Origin of the sequence: Enterobacter sp. RHBSTW-00593, assembly GCF_013784105.1 — a bacterium.
Taxonomy (GTDB): Bacteria; Pseudomonadota; Gammaproteobacteria; order Enterobacterales; family Enterobacteriaceae; genus Enterobacter; species Enterobacter ludwigii.
This window is the reverse complement of record NZ_CP056393.1, coordinates 1,885,278-1,906,121: the sequence shown is the minus strand read 5'-3', so window position 1 is coordinate 1,906,121 and position 20,844 is coordinate 1,885,278. Positions and strand designations below refer to the sequence as shown.

General features: G+C 56.8%; 22 protein-coding genes. 10 read left to right on the top strand and 12 right to left on the bottom strand.

What is annotated here, in order from left to right; all coding sequences use genetic code 11:
- Positions 1 to 43: 43 nt before the first annotated feature.
- Positions 44 to 361 (bottom strand): PTS N,N'-diacetylchitobiose transporter subunit IIB, encoded by a 318-nt coding sequence (chbB, locus tag HV242_RS08970; RefSeq protein ID WP_008500676.1) that lies wholly within the window; start codon positions 359 to 361, stop codon positions 44 to 46.
- A gap of 281 nt (positions 362 to 642) precedes the next feature.
- A complete protein-coding gene (gene osmE / locus HV242_RS08965; protein WP_014169673.1) occupies positions 643 to 987 on the bottom strand; it encodes an osmotically-inducible lipoprotein OsmE in 345 nt (114 codons plus the stop codon).
- Between the two features lie 232 nt (positions 988 to 1,219).
- Between osmE and nadE the strand changes: the two genes are divergently transcribed.
- Entirely contained in the window at positions 1,220 to 2,047 is an 828-nt protein-coding gene (gene nadE / locus HV242_RS08960) for an ammonia-dependent NAD(+) synthetase (RefSeq protein ID WP_025204407.1), read from the top strand.
- A gap of 123 nt (positions 2,048 to 2,170) precedes the next feature.
- On the top strand, positions 2,171 to 3,049 hold the full coding sequence (cho, locus tag HV242_RS08955; RefSeq protein WP_014169671.1) for an excinuclease Cho: 879 nt from the start codon (positions 2,171 to 2,173) through the stop codon (positions 3,047 to 3,049).
- Here the strand turns inward: cho and ves are convergent.
- From ves to astC, 7 genes are all read right to left on the bottom strand, one after another.
- Positions 3,027 to 3,584 (bottom strand): environmental stress-induced protein Ves, encoded by a 558-nt coding sequence (gene ves / locus HV242_RS08950; RefSeq protein ID WP_020884419.1) that lies wholly within the window; start codon positions 3,582 to 3,584, stop codon positions 3,027 to 3,029. The genes cho and ves overlap by 23 nt on opposite strands.
- Positions 3,585 to 3,881: 297 nt before the next feature.
- Positions 3,882 to 4,379 (bottom strand): ATP-independent periplasmic protein-refolding chaperone Spy, encoded by a 498-nt coding sequence (gene spy / locus HV242_RS08945; RefSeq protein WP_050736658.1) that lies wholly within the window; start codon positions 4,377 to 4,379, stop codon positions 3,882 to 3,884.
- A 338-nt stretch (positions 4,380 to 4,717) separates the two neighbouring features.
- On the bottom strand, positions 4,718 to 5,683 hold the full coding sequence (gene astE / locus HV242_RS08940; RefSeq protein WP_050736657.1) for a succinylglutamate desuccinylase: 966 nt from the start codon (positions 5,681 to 5,683) through the stop codon (positions 4,718 to 4,720).
- Positions 5,684 to 5,693: 10 nt separating this feature from the next.
- A complete protein-coding gene (gene astB, locus HV242_RS08935; RefSeq protein WP_050736656.1) occupies positions 5,694 to 7,019 on the bottom strand; it encodes an N-succinylarginine dihydrolase in 1,326 nt (441 codons plus the stop codon).
- Positions 7,006 to 8,493 (bottom strand): succinylglutamate-semialdehyde dehydrogenase, encoded by a 1,488-nt coding sequence (gene astD, locus HV242_RS08930; RefSeq protein WP_020884423.1) that lies wholly within the window; start codon positions 8,491 to 8,493, stop codon positions 7,006 to 7,008. Before astD ends, astB begins: the two co-directional genes overlap by 14 nt.
- Entirely contained in the window at positions 8,490 to 9,524 is a 1,035-nt protein-coding gene (gene astA / locus HV242_RS08925; RefSeq protein WP_014169664.1) for an arginine N-succinyltransferase, read from the bottom strand. The genes astD and astA overlap by 4 nt, the downstream gene beginning before the upstream one ends.
- Positions 9,521 to 10,741: a succinylornithine/acetylornithine transaminase gene (gene astC, locus HV242_RS08920; RefSeq protein WP_014169663.1), complete on the bottom strand. Its 1,221-nt coding sequence runs from the start codon at positions 10,739 to 10,741 to the stop codon at positions 9,521 to 9,523. Before astC ends, astA begins: the two co-directional genes overlap by 4 nt.
- 433 nt (positions 10,742 to 11,174) lie before the next feature.
- Between astC and xthA the strand changes: the two genes are divergently transcribed.
- From xthA to HV242_RS08890, 6 genes are all read left to right on the top strand, one after another.
- Positions 11,175 to 11,981, top strand: coding sequence for an exodeoxyribonuclease III (xthA, locus tag HV242_RS08915; RefSeq protein ID WP_020884424.1), 807 nt, complete (start codon positions 11,175 to 11,177; stop codon positions 11,979 to 11,981).
- Positions 11,982 to 11,987: 6 nt separating this feature from the next.
- Entirely contained in the window at positions 11,988 to 12,671 is a 684-nt protein-coding gene (locus HV242_RS08910; RefSeq protein WP_032677962.1) for a TVP38/TMEM64 family protein, read from the top strand.
- A gap of 15 nt (positions 12,672 to 12,686) precedes the next feature.
- On the top strand, positions 12,687 to 13,847 hold the full coding sequence (locus tag HV242_RS08905) for an ABC transporter substrate-binding protein (RefSeq protein ID WP_458309219.1): 1,161 nt from the start codon (positions 12,687 to 12,689) through the stop codon (positions 13,845 to 13,847).
- Positions 13,820 to 15,349, top strand: coding sequence for an ABC transporter permease family protein (locus HV242_RS08900; protein ID WP_050736655.1), 1,530 nt, complete (start codon positions 13,820 to 13,822; stop codon positions 15,347 to 15,349). Before HV242_RS08905 ends, HV242_RS08900 begins: the two co-directional genes overlap by 28 nt.
- Positions 15,349 to 15,969 (top strand): ATP-binding cassette domain-containing protein, encoded by a 621-nt coding sequence (locus HV242_RS08895; RefSeq protein ID WP_032677960.1) that lies wholly within the window; start codon positions 15,349 to 15,351, stop codon positions 15,967 to 15,969. Before HV242_RS08900 ends, HV242_RS08895 begins: the two co-directional genes overlap by 1 nt.
- Before the next feature lie 73 nt (positions 15,970 to 16,042).
- On the top strand, positions 16,043 to 17,350 hold the full coding sequence (locus HV242_RS08890) for a sulfurtransferase (protein ID WP_050736654.1): 1,308 nt from the start codon (positions 16,043 to 16,045) through the stop codon (positions 17,348 to 17,350).
- On the opposite strand, the gene HV242_RS08885 is transcribed toward HV242_RS08890, so the two are convergent.
- Positions 17,347 to 17,964: a CDP-alcohol phosphatidyltransferase family protein gene (locus HV242_RS08885; RefSeq protein ID WP_032677958.1), complete on the bottom strand. Its 618-nt coding sequence runs from the start codon at positions 17,962 to 17,964 to the stop codon at positions 17,347 to 17,349. The genes HV242_RS08890 and HV242_RS08885 overlap by 4 nt on opposite strands.
- Complete coding sequence (locus tag HV242_RS08880) at positions 17,957 to 18,526, bottom strand: carboxymuconolactone decarboxylase family protein (protein ID WP_032677957.1); 570 nt, start codon at positions 18,524 to 18,526, stop codon at positions 17,957 to 17,959. The genes HV242_RS08885 and HV242_RS08880 overlap by 8 nt, the downstream gene beginning before the upstream one ends.
- Before the next feature lie 75 nt (positions 18,527 to 18,601).
- Here HV242_RS08880 and HV242_RS08875 point away from each other — a divergent pair, with 75 nt between their 5' ends.
- Positions 18,602 to 19,018 (top strand): pyrimidine (deoxy)nucleoside triphosphate diphosphatase, encoded by a 417-nt coding sequence (locus HV242_RS08875; RefSeq protein WP_025204417.1) that lies wholly within the window; start codon positions 18,602 to 18,604, stop codon positions 19,016 to 19,018.
- On the opposite strand, the gene HV242_RS08870 is transcribed toward HV242_RS08875, so the two are convergent.
- The gene (locus tag HV242_RS08870) at positions 18,978 to 19,250 is read right to left on the bottom strand and encodes a YnjH family protein (RefSeq protein ID WP_032677956.1); all 273 of its coding nucleotides are present in this window, start codon (positions 19,248 to 19,250) and stop codon (positions 18,978 to 18,980) included. The genes HV242_RS08875 and HV242_RS08870 overlap by 41 nt on opposite strands.
- A gap of 228 nt (positions 19,251 to 19,478) precedes the next feature.
- On the opposite strand from HV242_RS08870, the gene gdhA reads away from it, so the two are divergent.
- Positions 19,479 to 20,822 carry an NADP-specific glutamate dehydrogenase gene (gene gdhA / locus HV242_RS08865; protein WP_020884434.1) on the top strand — a complete coding sequence of 448 codons (1,344 nt, stop codon included), beginning with the start codon at positions 19,479 to 19,481 and terminating at the stop codon, positions 20,820 to 20,822.
- The last annotated feature ends 22 nt before the right edge of the window (positions 20,823 to 20,844 follow it).

Genomic DNA, 20,844 nt, shown 5'->3' with positions numbered 1-20,844 from the left:
GCGTATTGTGTGTGAAATAACTCTTTGACGGGAAAAATAAAAATTAATTAGCAGCTTTTTTAATGGCTGCAACAGCAGCTTTCAATACACCTAAACCATCAATCTTGCCGTACAATCCCGAATCGATCACTTCGACCGGTTTATTGGGTAACAGACGTTGAATTTCGGGTAACATATAGGCAATTTGCGGCCCCAGTAAAACGACGTCGGCTGTCTGGCCCTTTTCGCCCGCCAGCGTCTCCGGAAACGCTTCGATTACCACCGGGACTTCATACTTCTCAGCCTGAGCACGCATCTTTGACACCAGAAGCGAGGTTGACATGCCTGCTGAGCAGAACAGATAGATATGTTTCTTTTCCATAGTAACTTCCCTCTCGTATGACTACCTGCCATCGCGCTATCACTCGACTCGCTATCCTGGCAGACAGGTAGTTTGCTTACTGTTGTTTGTCGTTGGAGTGAGTATACGCAATGGTACAGACAGGAGATAATTCTGCACAGGGGCAAATTGTCTCTCATTGACCTGGCGTGTTGACTACCTTCACATTTCAGGCAAATAATTCGCGAGAAGAAATAAGATTTACGTATGTATAAAAAAACCGGCCCAACGGCCGGTTTGTTAACATACTCAGGCAAGAAGGGTTACTGCGCCTTAGGTGCCTGCGGATCGGTATCGTATTCAGTACAGGTCTGGTAACCGGAGTTGATCACATGACCGGTCTCATCCAACGCAACGAAGTAGGTCTCTGCCTTACCATCACGTTGACCCAGGATATAGGTCTGGCAGGTACCGCGTGCATGAATCATTGTCACTTCAGAAGAAGGCTTGCCGGCAATCGCAGCCACCTGCGAACGGGTCATGCCTTTTTTGACATCTTTCACTACGGGCTGTGTAAACTGATCTTTGGTGCGGTCGTAGGCCGTACACCCTGCCAGCATAGTCAGTACCGCCGCTGCGCTAAGAATTCCTGCTACGTTCTTGTTCATATTCCGTCCTCTTGTTTATCAGCGTGTTATCTAAGCATGGAATAAAAAGTACTATTGTTCAACTTTGTGAATTCCGCCAGACGAATTTCGGAAAATTCTAATAAAACAACGATAACCTGCTAAATCGCCGCAATTTAGCGCACTCGAAACTGTGATCCTTGTCGTTTCTCGTTCAAAGGGTTAGTTTTAACAGTTAACACAATCTGTTTATGTTCTGCATATGGAGGGCATGATGGCTCTGCAACAAGAGATTATTCAGGCGCTGGGCGCAAAGCCCACGGTAGACGCACAAGAAGAGATCCGCCGCAGCGTGGATTTTTTAAAGTCTTATTTAAAAACTCACTCGTTCCTGAAATCCCTGGTGCTGGGCATCAGCGGCGGTCAGGACTCTACCCTGGCCGGTAAACTCTGCCAGATGGCAATTTCAGAGCTCCGCGAAGAGACGGGTGATGACGCGCTGCAGTTTATTGCCGTGCGTCTTCCCTATGGCGTGCAGGCCGATGAACAGGATTGCCAGGATGCCATCGCCTTCATCCAGCCCGATCGCGTACTCACCGTCAATATCAAAGGATCGGTGCTGGCCAGCGAGCAGGCGCTTCGCGAAGCAGGCATTGAGTTGAGCGATTTTGTCCGCGGCAATGAAAAAGCCCGTGAACGTATGAAAGCGCAATACAGCATTGCCGGGATGACCAAAGGCGTTGTGGTCGGTACCGATCATGCGGCAGAAGCCATCACGGGTTTCTTCACCAAGTATGGCGACGGCGGTACCGATATTAACCCGCTCTTCCGTCTGAACAAACGTCAGGGTAAGCAGCTGCTTGCCGCGCTGGGTTGCCCGGAGCACCTTTACAAGAAAGCGCCAACGGCAGATCTGGAAGACGATCGCCCCTCCCTGCCGGATGAAGCGGCCCTGGGTGTCACCTATGACAATATTGATGATTATCTGGAAGGCAAAAAACTGGATGAAGGTACCGCGAAGATCATTGAAAGCTGGTATCTGAAAACCGAGCACAAGCGTCGCCCACCGATCACCGTGTTCGATGATTTCTGGAAAAAGTGACACTCTGGCACCCTCTCTCTGGGGAGAGGGTGTTCGCCCGCACCGTCCGTTGCGCCATCCGGCTCTTTTTTAACCAAACCGGCTCTGCTACACTGTATGCCTGAACAGTATATGGAGTAGTATGTGAGCAGGCGTCAATCCGCCCCGCGTCTTGAGTTTGAAGCGGCGGCTATCTACGAATATCCCGAACATCTTCGCCCCTGGCTTGAGGAACTGCCTAAACAGCCGGGCGTGTATATCTTTCACGGTGAGAGTGACACCCTTCCGCTCTACATTGGCAAAAGCGTAAATATTCGCAGCCGGGTCATGTCTCATCTGCGCACGCCAGACGAGGCGGCAATGCTGCGCCAGTCGCGACGCATCACCTGGTTTCGTACCGCCGGAGAGATGGGCGCGCTCTTACTGGAAGCCCGTCTGATCAAAGAGCAACAGCCGCTGTTCAATAAGCGCCTGCGCCGCAACCGGCAGCTCTGCTCCCTGCAGATAAACGCCGGTAAGCCGCAGGTTGTCTACGCACGCGAAGTCGATTTTTCTCACGCCCCCAATCTCTACGGGCTGTTCGCTAACAAACGGGCGGCTCTGCAGGCTCTGCAAACGCTGGCCGATGAATTACAGCTGTGCTACAGCCTGCTAGGCCTCGAAGCAACCACCCGCGGGCGTGCCTGTTTCCGCTCAGCGTTAAAGCGCTGCGCAGGGGCCTGCTGCGGGAAAGAAAGCATTGAGGAACACCACGCCCGGCTCCTCGCAGGGCTGGCGGCGCTTAGCGTTAACTGCTGGCCGTGGGAGGGTGCCGTTGCGCTAAAAGAAGTCGGTGACGCGATGACCCAGTATCACATCATCAACAACTGGCTCTGGCTGGGTGCTGTTGACGATGTAAACGATGCGGCAACCTTGCTGCGCACACCCGCCGGTTTCGACCACGATGGCTACAAAATTCTCTGCAAGCCCGTGTTAACCGGCAAGTATGAGGTCATTGAGCTTAGTGCCCCGGCAGCCAGTTAATTTCGCTGAATAATAAGGTGCCCTGAGCCTCCAGCAGGCGGAGAGTATGGACGCCCTCCTCCCAGCTGGCGCCCTGATCGGCCGTCAGCAACTTATCGCCAAGCTGCCACGCCCCGCTTAACACGAACGCGACGCCCCCGCGGGAGCCGAACGTGGTAAAGGTGCGGTCAGCGACACGCACTTTCGCCTGACAACGGTCACGCCGGGTCATGATGTTGAAATCCATCGACATCCGTCCTTCGGAAAGCAGCGCTTTCACCGGCTGATCGCCGGAAAAATGGTATGGCTGATGATGTTTCAGGGTATGGCAGAACGCCTGACCGGCATCCAGCGTTACCTCACCCCCTTCAAGCAAGGTAATCACCCGATCGACACCGGGAAAAGAGGAGAATTCGCCATTGCTGGCGATGGTCGCGATACTGGCACGCCAGTAAAAATCGCGCGTTGCGGGCGGAAAACAACAAATTTCCCGCGTCTCGCCTGCGCCATTGCGCCAGAGGCTGACCGGCATCTTACGGATATCAAAGAACTCCATCACCACTCCTGAAAGGCACAACCTGTGCCAGGGCAAGGATATCGCTATCGTTGCTGTCTTGTTTGTTATCGTTGGGTTTTCACAGACACAGTATCGGCAGCAGAGCGGGCAGGCCTTAGCGGAACGTTAATAAAAATTATAACGCCATGACTCTGCAAACATTCTCTGAAGCGACTACAGGAGAATACCGCTCTGGCGGCGGCAGACAAGAGGGCAGGAAAGAAAAACCGCCGGTCCTGTCCACAGCGTTAGCGCTTTTGTGGACAGGATCCCGGCGGTCTTAAGATGTTGAACCGATTATTCGGTTGGTGCTGGCATTTTACCTTCCATTGCTGGACGTTCTGTCAGACGCTTCTCAAAATTGGCATTAAATTGTTTTTTCTGTTCCGGCGTCAGAATGTTGTAGATCTTGTTCTGGGTTTCCATATGCGCCAGCATGCGGGCTTTATGCTGCTCAGCCATTTTGTCGATCTGCGCTTCGGCTTTTGCTTTATCGAAGCTGTCGCTGGCGATGATGTCATGCATCGCGCGGCGTTCGTCCAGTGACGGACGTTTCATCTGGTCGCGCTGGCTTTTCATGATGTCGCGGATCTGCTGTTTCTGTGCATCCGTCAGGTTCAGATCTTTAAACATCATCATCTCGTGGTGCATACCCGGCTTGCCTTTATGATGCATCATCATTTTGCCTTCGACAGGCGCGGCAGTGGTGGTGGTCGCGGTATCTGCAGCGAACGCCATGCTGGTAGCGCCCAGAGCCAGGGTAGAAGCAACAAACAGTGCAGTAAACTTACGCATAATTTATTTCCTTACTTTCAGTTATTCTTCGGCGCTATGCCGTGTTGACGAGATTAACTTTACGGGGTTTATCGTCAATTAATCAGAGCAACAGTAAAACAATGAAAGTGTAAAAAACAAATTATCGCCAAATGTGGAGGAATTAAGGATAAAGGATGGAGAGTTGCAACGAAAATATTCAAGATGATGATTTTCAAAGCAATTTAAAAAAGTATAGCGAAGTGAAGACCAATAATAAAGCAATTCACCAGGAATATTCTGCAATAGTTGTCATTGCGCTTTAATCGCTAAGAAAAATATTTTGACGTTCCCCTCTCAGGCAATGAGAGGGGAGATGTTCAGGACACTTTTTCCAGCATCAGTCCGGCGCGCAGGCCAAACGCTACCGATGGATTAGGGAACAGAACATATTCAGTGGTTTTCTGCACCTCGTAGCGCTCGTCGCCATCTTCCGCCAGCAGAACGCCTTTGCGAAAGGGGGTGAAGTTCAGCGTGTGGGCGGCCATATGCAGCCGGAAGGCCTCGCTGCGGCGAGTGATCTGCTGTACGACCCGATAGCGCACGACAGTCTGTTGCGTTGGCTCGGGTGCCAATCCTCCAAGCAGCGCGCGAAGCGCAAGATGCGTTGGCGCGAAGCGCGTGAGATCGTTCTGGCCAAACGGTAGCGCTTTTCCCAGCTCCAGCGTGCAGGCCAGCGCGCCGAAATGCTCACAGGTGAAATGGGTAAATGTGCCCCCCGGCGACTGATGAAACACCAGAGCCTCCAGCCCGGCGTCGCCCAGCCAGCTCAGAAACGCCTCATCCCACGGCTGGTTACGCTGGGGCAGAACACCAAAGCGCACATGATAAGAGGCGCGAATTGCCGTATGCAGGTCGAGATGCCAGCGCACGGGACCGGCCGCGGCGAAAAATGTGGCAACCACGTGCTCAAGCCACTGCGCCCGCGACGTTTCATCGCCCGGCACAAACTGTGACCAGCGGCCGCCAAACATGCGGTTAAGGTCGCTCTCAAGATAACGTTTGTTTTGCGCCAGCGCAGGCGGGTTGCCAAACACCACCAGCAGACGGCACTGCAGGGTGATATCTCCCCGATACAACGCGCGAAGCAGCAGGTCGACAATTTCAACCGGCGCGGTTTCATTGCCATGGATACCGGTTGAAAGCAGCAGCGATAACTCACTCTTCGCGGCCGGTGTCAGTTCAAGGACGCCGCGACCCAGCCACCGCCAGTGAAATGAGGGGCCCTCCCCCTCACGCTGTTCGGGGGGTTCATCGGCCAGTGTCAACGCCAGTAAATTTTCCATAGCCACTCCTTTAGCGCTGGAACGGATAAACCGATCCCAACTGCAGGATTGTTGTTAACGCGTCCAGTGCCTCACGCCCTTCACGCAGTAGCTGAGGGTCGACCAGATCGGCCTGCGTTAATCTGTCGCGATAGTAACGATCCACCCAGTCATTCAGGGAGTTAAACAGCGTCTCATTCATCATCACGGCCGGATTAACAGCCTGCATTTCGTTCTGCGTCAGCACTACGCGCAGGCGTAAACAGGCCGGACCGCCGCCGTTGGCCATGCTTTCGCGCAGGTCAAAGACGCGCAGTTCATCGATCGGGTTATCGGCTTTCACCAGTTCAGACAGATAACGCCACACCCCTTTATGGTCCTGCGACTCTTGCGGCAGCACCAGCATCATGCTGCCGTCCTCACGGCTCAACAGCTGGCTATTAAAGAGGTAAGTTTCAACCGCGTCCTGTACGCTGACCGCCTGGGTCGGCACCTGAATCGGCATAAATCCCGGCACCCGCTCATGCAGCGTAGCGAGCAGCTTCTCCTGATGGGCAAACGCCTGCTCATGGCAGAACAGCACCTGGCGGTTAGAGACGGCAATGACGTCATTGTGGAAAACCCCCTGGTCAATCACCTGCGGGTTCTGCTGAGCAAAAATCACCTGTGAGGGATTCACCTGATTCAGCCGCGCGACGGCCTGGCTTGCCGCCAGCGTCTGGCGGGCGGGATAACGGACAGGTGCCGAATGGCCGCCCTCTTCTCGCCCGTAAATGAACAGTTGCACGCCGGGATCGCCATAATCCCCCCCAAGACGGTTATGGTTTGCCGCTCCTTCATCCCCGAACATGGCCACCTGTGGCAACGCCTGATGGACCTCAAAGTGAGCCTCATGACGGAAAATCGCACGCAGAACGCGCTCGGTCGTCTCCGCTTCAGTGGCACGGTGGAATTTGTTATTCAGGTTCGCCACCGTTAAATGCACTTTGCCATCCAGCGTATCGGCCGACGGTGCAACGGTAGCAGCGTTTGCCACCCACATCGACGAGGCAGAGCTCGCCGCTGAAAGCAGGTGAGGCGTCTGCGTACCCGCTTTTTCGATAACCTGCTCATCGCTGCCGTTAAAGCCGAGCTGACGTAACACCGCCACGTTCGGGCGCTCCTGCGGCGGGATCACCGCCTGCGGGAAACCGGCATCCGACAGGGCTTTCATTTTCAGCAGCCCCTGCTTCGCCGCCTGTTTCGGGTTAGAGACCTGAAAACGGTGCTTCGTCGAGGCTTCATTACCAAACGAGAGGCCGGCATAGTGGTGCGTCAGCCCCACCAGCCCGTCAAAGTTAACTTCACGCGCTTTCATGACGATCCCCCTGAGTAAAATCCAGCCCCGGACTCAGCGTTTCCGGCAGCGTCAGCGCAGGCGTTTCCAGGCTCGCCATCGGCCACGCGCAGTAATCTGCGGCATACCACGCGCTGGCGCGGTGGTTACCCGAAGCGCCTACCCCGCCAAACGGTGCCGTACTCGCCGCACCGGTAAGCGGTTTATTCCAGTTCACAATCCCGGCGCGTGCTTCGAGCAGCAGCTGATCAAATTTCTCACGATGCGGGGAAATCAGACCGCTCGACAGTCCATAGCGGGTGTGATTGGCCATCTCAATGGCGCTGTCAAAATCGTCATAACGCCAGACGCAGAGCAGCGGGCCAAAGACCTCTTCATCCGGCACGTTGCGTGCGCCACTCATCTCAACAATGCCCGGCGTCAGGAGCGATGTTCCTGGCTTGATTTGCTTTGGTTCAAGCAGGGTTTTCGCCCCGCGCGCCACGTGATCCTGCCAGGCTTTCAGCACGTTCAGCGCGGCCTGCTCGGAAATCAGCCCCCCAATAAACGGCTGTGGGTCGGCATCCCACTGCGCAGGCACCAGACGCGCGCTGATTTCCACCAGCCGCGCGAGGAAGGCATCGCCCTGGGCACCCCGTTTCACCAGCAGACGACGCGCGCAGGTGCAGCGCTGTCCGGCGGTAATAAACGCTGACTGGAGGGTCAAATGCACCGCCGCGTCGATATCATCGGGATCTTCAACGATCAGCGGGTTGTTACCGCCCATCTCCAGCGCGAGAATTTTTTCCGGCTGCCCCGCCAGCTGGCGATGCAGTTGGTAGCCCGTTCCGGCGCTGCCGGTAAACAGCAGGCCGTCGATATCACTCAACGCACTCAGCGCCTGGCCGGTTTCACGTCCCCCCTGCACCAGGTTGAGCACCCCGTGCGGCAGACCAGCCTGTTCCCAGAGCTTCACCACCACCTCACCGGTCAGTGGCGTTAACTCACTCGGCTTGAAAATCACGCTATTGCCCGCCAGCAGCGCGGGCACGATATGCCCGTTCGGCAGATGCCCCGGGAAGTTATAGGGGCCAAATACCGCCAGCACGCCGTGCGGACGGTGGCGCAGCGTGGCCGCACCGTCAGGCATATCGGTATGTTGCTCGCCGGTACGGGTATGGTACGCCTTCACCGAAATGGCGATTTTATTGATCATCGCCGTCACTTCGGTGGCCGCCTCCCAGCGCGGCTTGCTGGTTTCCTGAGCGATAACGCGCGTCAATTCGGCTTTATTGGCCTCCAGCAGTGATGCAAATTTCTCGACAATTCCCTGACGCACGGAGAACGGTTGTTTCGCCCATCCCGGGAAGGCGCGACGGGCGGCGTGACAGGCCTGTTCGACCTGCCCGGCGCTGGCATCATTTCCCTTCCAGAGCACTTCTTGTCCGACCGGATTGGTCTTTATGCGCGGCTCGCCTTCGCCCGTGACCCAGTCACCGTTGATCCATAAAGTCATGCTGTTTTCTCCTCAGGGCAGAGACGCACCAGGCGAACCGTGTCGCCGGCGTTACATTTCAGGGCATCCAGTTGCGCGGCCGTCAGCACCAGACGTTCACTTTTCGGGTTGGTTCGCACCAGCATGGCGCGGAAATTGTTGTACTGCTCGTTAGCCACCAGACATGCCGGCCACTCACCCGGTGCAGGCTGGCCTTCGGAAACCTCAACCAGCCGGCTTTTACGGATCGCACGCACGCGGTCGATATCGCACTCCAGGGTAGGTCCGCCGTCAAAGATGTCCACATAGTTACGGTAGCGGAAACCCTCTTTTTCCAGCACCGCCCGGGCCGGCGCGGTTTGCGGGTGCACTTCGCCAATCACCGCCTGCGCCTGGGGGCTTAAGAAATGGGTATAGATGGGGTGTTTCGGCATCAGTTCGGCGATAAACGCTTTCTGCCCGGTGCCGCACAGATAGTCCGCGCGGCTGAACTCCATCGAGAAGAAGCGCTCGCCGAGGCTCTCCCAGAAAGGTGAATAGCCGGTGTCGTCGATTACGCCGCGCATCTCGGCGACGACCTTTTCGTTAAAACGATCGCGGAACGCGGCCATAAACATGAAGCGCGACTTGGAGAGCAGATAACCGTTGCCCTCTTTTCGCCACGCAGGATCGAGGAACAGCGTGCAAAGCTCGCTGGCTCCCGTGTGGTCATTACAGAGAAAAAGCGTGGGCAGCGCGTTATAGACGTTCAGCTCTTTTGAGGCGTGAACCATCGTACCGACACGGTAGTTGTACCACGGGTCGTTAAGCCCGACGGCCACTTCGATTGCGCAAATACCGGCCACGGTACCGGTGTCGGTATCTTCGAGAACGAACACATAACCCTGTTCGCTTTTTGGCAACGTCCCCTGCCAGGTTTGCAGGGCGCGCTCAATGCGCGCCGACAGCGTTTTTTCATCGGCAGGAAGCGAGGTCAGCCCGCCTCCCGTCTTACCGGCAAGCTGCATGAGCCCGGCGATATCGCCGCGCTCAACGGGACGGATGACCATCATGATGACACCCCGGACTTCACATGTTCACAGGCCAGTGCAAAACGGTCTAAACCGGTTCTCACCTCTTCCTCGCTGACAATCAGCGCAGGGGCAAAACGCACCACGTTGGCACCGGCAATCAGTACCATCACGCCCATTTTTGCCGCTTCCTGTGAAATAAGTTTAGCTTTTCCGGCAAACTCAGGTGTGAGTTCGCAGCCAATTAACAGACCCAGACCGCGGATCTCTTTAAACAGTCCCGTCTTGCTGTTGATGGCGTTCAGGCGCTCAACAAACCAGTCATGACGTTGTTTAACGCCCTTGAGCACTTCCGGCGTGTTAATGATGTCGAGAACCTGCCCGGCCACGGCGGTAGCCAGCGGGTTACCACCGTACGTTGTACCATGCGTACCCACGGTCATTACGCTGGCGAATTTATCAGTGGTCAGCATGGCGCCAATCGGGAAGCCGCCGCCCAGCGCTTTCGCCGTAGAGAGCACGTCCGGCGTTACGCCGTAGTGCATATAGGCATACAGCTCACCGGTACGCCCCACACCCGTCTGGACTTCATCGAAAATCAGCACCGCGTGATGACGATCGCACAGCTCACGCAGCCCCTGCAGGAACGCTTTTTGCGCCGGAAGGACCCCGCCCTCACCCTGCATAGGTTCGACGATCACCGCACAGGTGGTGTCGTTGATAAGCTCACTGGCGGACTGCAGATCGTTATACACGCCGTGACGAATATCCGGCGGCAGTGGCGCAAAATCCTGCGAGTATGACGGCTGACCGCCGGCGCTGACGGTAAAGAGCGTGCGGCCGTGGAACGCGTTTTTAAACGCCACAATGCCGCTCTTATGAACGCCGAATTTATCGTGTGCATATTTACGCGCCAGCTTCAGGGCAGCTTCGTTTGCTTCCGCACCTGAGTTACAGAAAAAGACTTTTTCGGCAAACGTTGCGTCGATCAGTTTTTTCGCCAGTCGCAGAGCGGGCTCGTTGGTAAAACCGTTACCGGTATGCCAGAACTTCGCCGCCTGGTCGTTTAACGCCTGACGCAGTGCCGGGTGCGCGTGACCCAGAGCGTTTACCGCAATCCCGCCTGCAAAGTCGATATACTCTTTGCCCTGTTGATCCCACAGGCGTGAGCCTTCCCCCCGTACCGGAATAAAAGCCGCCGGAGCGTAAACCGGCATCATCCATTCATCGAAATTTTCACGCGTAATTGACAGAGACATAGCGACCTCATCCGGTAAATAAAAGGTTATTTAGATGTTAAATAATTGAGTGTTTGCACTGTGAATGTAGATTGCAGCCTTCGTGCCAGCCAGCGATAAAAATGCATAAACGGGTTAGGGTTACAGAATATCAATAAGTTACGATATGGAGTTATTCACTGTTATTGCATAAAAAGTGAATATTTTTACGACAAGCGGCGCTTTGCCGCACGAAAATAAGAAAGAGTATGCAGAAGCCAAATATAATTCTGGAATTGTGATCGCTCGCGAAATTTATCGGTTCTTTACGCCCTGTTGGGGGGCAATGCGCGTCAGAATGGTGCAAATATTGCACCGTTGGCATGATCTGTCGCAGTTATTGGTCGAACCCCGTAACAGTTGACGCAAATTCTGCTACCATCCATGCACTATTCACCTTGCATTGGCAGCGACTATGAAATTTGTCTCTTTTAATATCAACGGCCTGCGTGCCCGCCCTCACCAGCTTGAAGCAATTGTTGAGCAACATCAGCCAGATGTGATCGGCCTGCAGGAGACAAAAGTTCACGACGATATGTTCCCCCTCGAAGAGGTGGCGAAGCTCGGTTACAACGTCTTCTATCACGGACAGAAAGGTCACTATGGCGTGGCGCTGCTGACCAAAGAGACGCCGGTTTCCGTACGTCGTGGCTTCCCGGGCGATGATGGCGAAGCGCAGCGTCGCATCATCATGGCGGAAATTCCTTCACCACTTGGCAATATCACGGTGATTAACGGGTATTTCCCGCAGGGTGAGAGCCGCGACCATGAGACAAAATTCCCGGCCAAAGCAAAGTTTTATCAGGATCTGCAGGATTACCTGACCACCGAACTGAAAAAAGAGAATCCGGTGCTGATCATGGGCGACATGAATATCAGCCCGACCGATCTCGATATCGGCATTGGAGAAGAGAACCGCAAACGCTGGTTGCGTACCGGTAAATGTTCTTTCCTGCCGGAAGAACGCGAGTGGATGGAACGCCTGCTCGGCTGGGGCCTGGTTGATACTTTCCGCACCGCCAACCCGGAAACGCAGGATCGCTTCTCGTGGTTTGACTACCGCTCAAAAGGCTTTGATGACAACCGCGGTCTGCGTATAGACCTGCTGCTGGCCAGCCCGCCGCTGGCGGAACGCTGCATCGAAACCGGCATCGATTACGATATCCGCAGCATGGAAAAACCGTCTGACCATGCGCCGGTCTGGGCGAAATTCAAACTGTAACCTCGTGTGAACACGCAAAAAATACTCCTGATGTGCGCCCTTCTGGGCGCATTTGTTCTGACCTTCGTCTTTCTTCCGCCGGGGACGCTCTCCCTGGAAACCATCAAAACGCACCAGCAGTCGCTTCTCTTGCATGTGGAACAGGCACCGTGGCAAAGCGCGTTTTTCTTTTTCGCCCTCTACGTGTTGGTCTCCGCCCTGTCGATACCCGGTGCGGCGATACTGACGCTGCTGGCGGGAGCGCTGTTTACGCTGTGGGAAGGTACCCTGCTGGTCTCGTTTGCTTCTACCCTCGGCGCCACGCTGGCGATGCTTGCCAGCCGTTATCTGCTGCGCGACTGGGTACAGCGGCGATTCACATCGCAGATGAATACGGTGAATGCCGGTATGGCGCGAGACGGTGCAAGGTATCTTTTTGCCCTGCGTCTGATGCCCTTGTTCCCGTTTTTTCTGGTGAATCTGCTCATGGGGCTGACCCGTATTGCGGTCAGTCGCTACTGGTGGGTGAGCCAGGTCGCCATGCTGCCTGCAACCATTATCTTTCTGAACGCCGGACGCGCGCTGGGGAAAGTGAATTCGCTTCGCGATATTTTATCGCCGGGACTGATATTCGCCTTTACACTACTGGGGTTATTGCCGCTGGCGACGCGCTGGCTGTTTTCCCGTTTTACCCCATCATCAAAAAAGTGAGGCATTATGCGCCGTGTGCGTTTTTGCACGTTTCTGAGCGGTCTGCTGCTGGCAGCCCCGCTGTTTGCAGCGGACAACTGGCAGGCTATCCAACAACAAGCTAAAGGCCAGACCGTCTGGTTTAACGCCTGGGGCGGCGATCGGGCGGTAAACCGCTACCTCGAGTGGGTAAGCGGTGAGATGAAAACGCATTACGACATAACCCTTAAAATCGTCCCACTGGCGGATGCCGCCGATGCGGTCAAACGTATTCAAACAGAGGCCGCCGCAGGCCGGAAAACGAACGGGTCAGTCGACCTCTTATGGGTCAACGGTGAGAATTTCCGTACCCTTAAAGCCGCTAACCTGCTGCAAACCGGATGGGCGCAGACCTTGCCCAACTGGCGCTATGTCGATACCCGTAAACCGGTTATGGAGGATTTTGCTGTCCCCACCGATGGCGCGGAATCCCCGTGGGGCGGTGCACAACTCACCTTTATTGCCCGCCACGCAAGCCTGCCTGCGCCCCCAAACGATCCTCAGGCGTTGCTGGCGTATGCGCAGCAGCATCCGGGCAAAGTCAGCTACCCACGCCCGCCCGATTTTACCGGTACGGCATTTCTGGAACAGTTGCTCCTGACCCTCACCGCTCACCCGGAGGCGTTGCAAAAAGCCCCTGATAACACCTTTGCCCAGGTGACGGCTCCGCTGTGGCACTACCTGGACAAATTACACCCGCTGCTGTGGCGAAAGGGAGAGGACTTTCCTCCCTCGCCCGCCAGAACGGATACCTTGCTTGCCAGCGGTAGTCTTAATCTCTCCCTGACCTTTAACCCGGCACATGCGCAGCAAAAAGTGGCCAGCGGTGAACTGCCTGCCGACAGCTACAGCGTTGGTTTTGACAACGGAATGATAGGCAACGTCCATTTTGTGGCCATTCCGTCGAATGCCAGCGCAAGCGCAGGCGCGAAGGTGGTCGCCAATTTCCTCCTTTCACCGCAGGCGCAAATTCGCAAGGCCGACCCGGCCATCTGGGGAGACCCGAGCGTACTGGATGCGAAAACACTGCCCGAAAAAGAAGCGAAGCAGCTCGCTGCCCATACGCCGGCAGGGCTGCCGAAAATACTTCCCGAGCCGCACGCTGCCTGGGTTAACGCGCTGGAGCAGGAATGGCTGCGTCGTTACGGCACCCGCTGAGCTGGCTCGTCTGGCTGGCGATGGCGGTCATCTATATGCCGCTGCTCCCCGCCGCCGCCATACTGTTTGCCCCGGCATTCTCGCTGAACAACTGGCAGTTGCTGCTTAACGACCCGCAACTGCCACAGGCTACGGTCGCCACGCTGGTCTCAACGCTTATCGCGTCGCTGGGGTCGATGTTTATCGCTCTGGTGATCGTGGCCCTCCTGTGGCCGGGCGAGCGCTGGCGACGGCTCAGCAGCCGACTGCCGTGGCTGCTCGCCGTTCCTCATGTGGCCTTTGCCACCAGCGCTTTACTATTGTTTGCCGAAGGGGGCCTGCTGTATCAGGTGTGTAGCGTCTGTACGCCACCGCTTGACCGATACGGTGCAGGGCTGGGGCTGACGCTTGCGGTAAAAGAGAGCGCGTTTGTGCTGTGGGCCCTTTACGCCGTCCTGCCGGAAAAACGCCTTGCGCAGCAAAAGGTCGTGCTGCATACCTTCGGCTACGGGCGTTTTCAGGCGCTGAACTGGCTCATCCTTCCAACGATCGCGCCAGCTCTTGGCGCGGTGATGCTGGCGGTGCTGGCCTGGTCCCTGTCGGTTGTGGACGTGGCGATGATGCTCGGGCCTGGCAATCCCCCGACGCTTGCCGTACTGGCGTGGCAGTGGCTCAGTCAGGGCGATGCGCAGCAGCAGACAAAGGGAACGCTGCTGTGCCTGCTTCTCCTTCTGCTGCTGGCCGCGCTTTCTGCACTGGGTTACGGCGCATGGAGACTCTGGCGTCGCACGCTGCCGGATCTGAGCGGACGCCGTCGAATGTCGCTTATCGCGCCACCAGCGCGTCTGCTCAGCGGATTTCTGCCCGCCTGCGGGGTGCTTTGCGCGGTCGTGCTGCTCATGCTGGCGCAGCGGGACGACATCGGTGCGGTTGGCGCCAGCCTCTCCTTTGGCCTGCTCGCCAGCCTGATTTCGCTGGGGGTAATTGTTCTCTGGCTTGAGTGGGGACCGCAGCGAGGCACACAGTGGGTGTGGTTGCCGCTGGCGCTGCCGGCGCTGCCCCTCGTTACCGGACAATACGTTATCGCGTTGCGACTGGGTATCGACGGACACTATGCCGCCGTGCTGTGGAGCCATCTGCTGTGGGTTTTACCGTGGATGTTGCTGGTCCTCCAGCCAGCCTGGCAGAGGATCGATCCCCGGCTGATCCTTACCGCCAGAACGCTCGGCTGGCGGCGGGGAAAAATCTTCTGCTGGCTGAAATGCCCCTTGCTGGTACGCCCGGCGCTGCTGGCTTTCGCGACCGGGTTTTCCGTCAGCATGGCGCAATACATGCCAACCCTCTGGCTGGGCGCAGGCCGTTTTGCGACGCTGACCACTGAAACCGTGGCGCTCAGCAGTGGAGGCAGCATTCCGCTTCTGGCTAACCGGGCGCTGGGGTTGCTGTTGGTCACGGGGAGTGTGTTTGGCCTTGCCGCCCTGCTATCCCGGCTCGCAAGCCGTTACCGACGAGGATTACGTTAATGCTACAGGTCAGCAATCTCACCATTGAACCGCTTTTCCGCGAGGTCAATTTTTGTGTACCACGCGGCGAAATAGTCACGCTGATGGGGCCTTCCGGCAGCGGAAAATCAACCCTTTTTGCCTGGATGGTGGGCGCACTGCCAGACGACTTTCAGGCTCAGGGCGAACTGTGGCTTGATGAACGTCGCTGCGACGGACTGCCCGTGGAGGCCCGCGGGTTGGGGATCCTCTTTCAGGATGCCCTGCTGTTTGACCATTTCAGCGTCGGACAAAATTTGCTGCTGGCATTACCTGAACGGATTGTCGGACGAGCACGGCGGGAAGCGGTCGAGCAGGCGCTCGGTTCTGCCGGGCTTGTCGGGCATTACGCCAGCGATCCGGCGACCCTTTCCGGCGGCGAACGTGCCCGGGTCAGTCTGCTGCGTGCCCTGCTTGCAGAGCCGCAGGCGTTACTGCTGGATGAACCGTTCAGCCGTCTCGATAATGCGTTACGCGCCTCGTTTCGGGCATGGGTATTTGACACTACCCGCGCACGCAATATTCCGGTGGTTCTGGTCACGCATGACGACGAAGACGTGCCCCCGGGCGGCGAAGTGATTGGGATTTCTCGCTGGCAATAATGTGCTAACGCAATGTTTTACCTTTCAGGAGAGACGACAATGCCCCCCTCTTTTACTGACGTCAGGTTATTCGATGAAACGTGTTTCTCAACTGACCGCGCTGGCCATGCTGTGCGGCCTCGCTTCATTTTCCTCTCTGGCTGCTGATATGCCGCACGCCATGACGCTGTCTCAACTTCAGGCACAACACGGCGCGGTGATCGACACCCGCGCCAGCGCGTTTTACAACGGCTGGCCGCAAACGCTGAGCGCGCCCTCCGGGCATGAGCCCGCCGCACTTAACCTTTCCGCCACCTGGCTTGGCGCGATGAGCGATGACCAGATTGCCGTCTGGGCCAGACAGCACCAGCTTACGCCGGCCATGACGATCGCGCTCTACGGTCGCGACGCCGATAATCAGGCGGTCAAAGCGCGGCTGGAAAAAGCCGGTTACCACCAGATTTCCGTGCTCAACGATGCCCTGCAAGTACCTGAGCGTCTGCAGCGTTTGCCGCACTTTGAACAACTCGTCTACCCGGAGTGGATCCACCAGCTTCAGCAGGGTAAACCCGTCACTGCCGCGCCGACGGGCGACTGGAAAGTCATTGAAGCCGCATGGGGCGCGCCGAAGTTTTATCTGCTGAACCATATTCCCGGTGCCGGCTACATTGATACCAACGAAGTGGAAAGCGAACCGCTGTGGAATAAAGTTTCTGACGACACGCTAAAAGCGATGCTGGCGAAGCACGGGATCCGTCACGATACGACCGTCATTTTGTATGGCCGTGACGTATATGCCGCCGCCCGCGTGGCGCAGATCATGCTGTATGCGGGCGTGAAGGACGTCCGCATTCTTGATGGCGGCTGGAAAGCCTGGTCTGACGCGGGTCTGCCGGTTGAACGGGGAATGCCCAAAGACGTGAAGCCCGCCCCCGATTTTGGTGCACCGATCCCCGGCCAGCCGCAGTTGATGGTGGATATGGCGCAAGCACGCGGGATGCTGCATCGCCAGGACGCGTCGCTGGTCAGCATTCGTTCCTGGCCGGAGTTCATCGGCGAAACCAGCGGCTACAGCTACATCAAGCCAAAAGGTGAGATTGCCGGTGCCCGCTGGGGGCATGCCGGTAGCGACGCCACCCATATGGAAGATTTCCATAATCCGGATGGCACCATGCGCAGCGCTGACGACATCGCCGCCATGTGGAAAATCTGGAACATCCTGCCGGAACAGCACGTCGCGTTTTACTGCGGCACCGGCTGGCGTGCGTCCGAGACGTTTATGTACGCACGGGCGATGGGCTGGAAAAATGTCGCCGTCTATGACGGCGGCTGGTACGAGTGGAGCAGTCATCCACAGAACCCCGTCTCAAGCGGAAAACGTGGGCCAGAAAGTTCACGCTAACGGGTAAGTGACTTCAGCGTCACATACCCGCTCCAGATGCGCGTTGTGGTGGTCAGCCAGCACAACGCGCCAAATATCCACGCCAGCACGCTGAAGTGCGCTGGAAAGAGGCAGCACAGCACAAACAGCGCGATCGTCTCCGTCCCCTCCGTTAACCCACCAATATAGTAAAACGACTTATGCGCGTAGCCAGGGTTGTCGATGTTGTGTTTCGCTGCCAGCGCGGCAAATGCCAGAAAACTGCTCCCGGTACCGATAAAGGCAAACAACAGCCAGCCAGCGGCAAGCGCATTCTCTGCGGGGGCCGCCAGCGCGAATCCGAAGGGAACCAGCGCGTAAAACAGAAAATCGAGGGCGATATCAAGAAAGCCTCCCGCATCCGTCAGCCCGCGCCGGCGCGCCAGCGCACCGTCCAGACCATCCAGCAGGCGATTCAGCACGATGGCGACGAGCGCCGCCGGATACCAGCCGAGGGCCAGAAACGGTAAGGCCAGCACGCCTATGGCAAACCCGGTCAGGGTTAATCCGTCAGGCGTGATCCCCGGCTTATCCAGTACTGACACCAGTCGGTTGAGCGTGGGTTTAATCCGCGGGTGCAGATGACGATCAAGCATGGGGATCCTCTTTAAACGTGGCACATAACCCCTGCGCCGGGATGTCCAGCGCGGCATTAAAGCGTGCAGAGAGATTCTGAAACGCAATCAGCGCCGTCATTTCGGCGATCGCGTCCTCGCTGAAATGGCGTGTGATCTCACTTTTGATTTCGTCATCCACACGGGGCGGCGTCGCGGTGACAGCCTCGGCATAGGCCAGCGCCGCACGCTCCTCTTCGCTAAAAAGAGCGGAATCACGCCACGCGTTGACGGCCTGAACCTTATCCAATGCGCCCGAGCGCTCCGCCAGGCGCAAACTGTTGGCATCGATACAAAAAGCGCAGTGACAAAGCTGCGATACCCGGGTCATTAACAGCGAACGAAGCACCGGCGACAGGCGCGCGTGACGACGTTCGAGAAAACCGACGAACAATGCCACCAGCCAGAAAAGACGTGGCATCCTTCCCCACCAGCGCGTGGGGTTAAGCACGGCACCAAAGTGTTTTTTCTGCATGGCGGCAATCGGTTTTATGCTGACCGGAAGGGTGGCGATGGGATCTACCCAGGTGGACGTCTCTTTCACCTGATTCTCCTGATGGCTGGACTCTTAGAAAGGGCACGATAATATGGTGTTTTTCGCTAACAAGTATTGACGACCATGCTAAAAACAGTCGATGTCGTTGCGGCAATCATCGAAAAAGACAACAAAATTTTACTGGCCCAGCGCCCGGCTCATGCCGACCAGCCGGGCATGTGGGAATTCGCAGGCGGAAAAGTAGAAGCCGGTGAGACGCAGCCCGAGGCGCTTGTCCGCGAGTTGCACGAAGAGCTCGGCATCCACGCGCAGCCTGGTGAGTATGTGGCAAGCCATCAGCGCGAGGTGTCACAGCGGTTAATCAACCTTCACGCCTGGCACGTTCCGGCGTTCAGCGGCGCGCTGACGGCGCATTACCACAGTGCGCTGGTGTGGTGTACGCCCGAAGACGCATTTGGTTTCAACTTAGCGCCTGCGGACATCCCGCTGCTGGAGGCGTTTATTGTTTTACGCGACGCCAGACCAGCGGATTCGTGCTAATGGTGCGTTCATCACGCTGGCACTGCAACAGAATGCCGTCCGCTTTTACCACTGCCCCTTCCGAATAGTTCTGATCCTGATAGATGCAGCACTGGTTACACGGCTGCGCTCGCTGGCCGCTGGAGCTGAACACCTCCGGCGGCACATTCACGTCCACATCCGGGCGAATGCGGTCTGCCTGCGCGCCTGCGGTAAACATCAAACATAACGCGGTTATCACGTAACGGTTCATAGACTTATCTTCCTGTTGTGCCCTGATAAAGACTATAACGGTAATCCGGCGCAGAACCTTTAATTTATCTCGTCATCGCTTTTGGTTATGACGCAGCCCCGCTGATTAATTTCCCTTTCGGCATGCATTTCTGCTTGCTTCACAAAGCGGTACGGATGGTATAGTCAAAAAAACAACACAATTCGTATAAGCAATATACATAAAATAATATAAGGGGTTCTTATATCTATGGATCAGACACGCTCTCTGGAAACTTTCCTCTCTTATGTTCAACAGCGCGACCCGCATCAAAGTGAGTTTGCGCAGGCCGTACGTGAAGTCATGACCACGTTATGGCCGTTCCTTGAAGAAAACCCGCGTTATCGCCAGATGTCACTGCTTGAGCGCCTCGTGGAGCCGGAGCGCGTGATCCAGTTTCGCGTGACCTGGGTAGATGACCGTAATCAGGTCCAGGTTAACCGCGCGTGGCGCGTGCAGTTTAATTCCGCCATCGGCCCGTTTAAGGGTGGGATGCGTTTCCACCCTTCCGTGAATCTGTCGATTTTAAAATTCCTCGGCTTTGAGCAGACGTTTAAAAACGCCCTTACGACCCTGCCCATGGGCGGCGGGAAAGGCGGCAGTGATTTCGATCCGAAAGGCAAAAGCGAAGGCGAAGTGATGCGTTTCTGTCAGGCGCTGATGACCGAACTCTATCGTCATCTTGGTCCCGATACTGACGTTCCGGCGGGCGATATCGGCGTCGGTGCGCGTGAAGTGGGCTTCATGGCCGGCATGATGAAAAAGCTTTCGAATAACAGCGCCTGTGTCTTTACGGGCAAAGGGCTCTCCTTTGGTGGCAGCCTGATCCGTCCGGAAGCCACCGGCTACGGGCTGGTCTATTTTACCGAGGCGATGCTGAAGCGCCACGGCTTAGGGTTTGAAGGTATGCGCGTGGCGGTGTCCGGCTCCGGTAACGTGGCCCAGTACGCCATTGAGAAAGCAATGCAGTTTGGTGCCCGCGTGGTTACCGCGTCAGATTCACGCGGTACCGTGGTGGATGAAGCCGGTTTTACGGCCGAGAAGCTGGCACGCCTGTGCGACATTAAAGCCAGCCGCGACGGCCGTCTGGCGGATTATGCCCGTGAATTTGGTCTGACCTGGCTCGAAGGCAAACAGCCGTGGGGCGTGCCGGTCGATATCGCCCTGCCATGTGCGACCCAGAACGAACTGGATACCGAGGCCGCACGCACCCTGATTACCAACGGCGTGAAGGCCGTGGCCGAAGGGGCGAATATGCCAACCACCATCGAAGCGACCGATCTGTTCCTTGAGGCTGGCGTGCTGTTTGCGCCGGGCAAAGCCGCGAACGCCGGTGGCGTGGCGACCTCTGGCCTGGAGATGGCGCAAAACGCCGCGCGCCTCGGCTGGAAGGCAGAGAAAGTGGATGCGCGTCTGCACCACATTATGCTGGATATTCACCACGCCTGCGTCGAGTACGGCGGTGAGGCATCGCAAACCAACTACGTGCGTGGCGCAAATATCGCCGGGTTCGTGAAGGTCGCGGATGCGATGATTGGGCAAGGGGTTATCTAAGCACGCTGTCGCCCTTTCCCGT